Origin of the sequence: Pseudomonas sp. B6(2017) (assembly GCF_002112765.1) — a bacterium.
Taxonomy (GTDB): Bacteria; Pseudomonadota; Gammaproteobacteria; order Pseudomonadales; family Pseudomonadaceae; genus Aquipseudomonas; species Aquipseudomonas piscis.
The window spans coordinates 1-714 of record NZ_NEIQ01000072.1 but is presented as its reverse complement, the minus strand read 5'-3'; the positions used below and the strand labels follow the sequence as shown (position 1 = coordinate 714).

Below are 714 nucleotides of genomic sequence, written 5' to 3'. Positions count from 1 at the left end.
CTGGCCTTGTCCACCGTCAGCGTGGCCGACGTCACCGCCCCCGCCGTAATGGCGTAGGCTGCAGAGCTGGCATTGACACCGCCCAGCTTCAGCGCCGCCTTCAGGCCGGTGCCGGCCGTGGTCGCGGTATAGGTCGCACTGTAGGTGCCGGCGGCGCCGGTCTCGATCCAGTTCCCGCTCAGCACGGCGTTGGCCGCCGTGACCGCCTCCTTCAGCGCACCGGCCTGCGCCGGTACCGGGTTACCCTGCGCATCCTTCAGCGTCGCCGTCACCACCAGAGGACTGCCCGCCACGTAGCTGGCCTTGTCCACCGTCAGCGTGGCCGACGTCACCGCCCCCGCCGTAATGGCGTAGGCTGCAGAGCTGGCATTGACACCGCCCAGCTTCAGCGCCGCCTTCAGGCCGGTGCCGGCCGTGGTCGCGGTATAGGTCGCACTGTAGGTGCCGGCGGCGCTGAAGCTGGGCGGTGTCAATGCCAGCTCTGCAGCCTACGCCATTACGGCGGGGGCGGTGACGTCGGCCACGCTGACGGTGGACAAGGCCAGCTACGTGGCGGGCAGTCCTCTGGTGGTGACGGCGACGCTGAAGGATGCGCAGGGTAACCCGGTACCGGCTCAGGCCGGTGCCGGCCGTGGTCGCGGTATAGGTCGCACTGTAGGTGCCGGCGGCGCCGGTCTCGATCCAGTTCCCGCTCAGCACGGCGTTGGCCGCCGT

The 714-nt window shown here is 70.0% G+C and carries 2 protein-coding genes; one reads left to right on the top strand and one right to left on the bottom strand.

Going from position 1 to position 714, the window contains the following annotated elements; all coding sequences use genetic code 11:
- Positions 1–473: hypothetical protein (locus CAG11_RS33025; protein ID WP_218191803.1), on the bottom strand; the 473-nt coding region annotated here is incomplete at its 3' end.
- 37 nt (positions 474–510) lie between these two features.
- Here CAG11_RS33025 and CAG11_RS33965 point away from each other — a divergent pair.
- The coding region (locus CAG11_RS33965) for a hypothetical protein (protein ID WP_218191894.1) at positions 511–714 on the top strand (204 nt) is incomplete at its 3' end.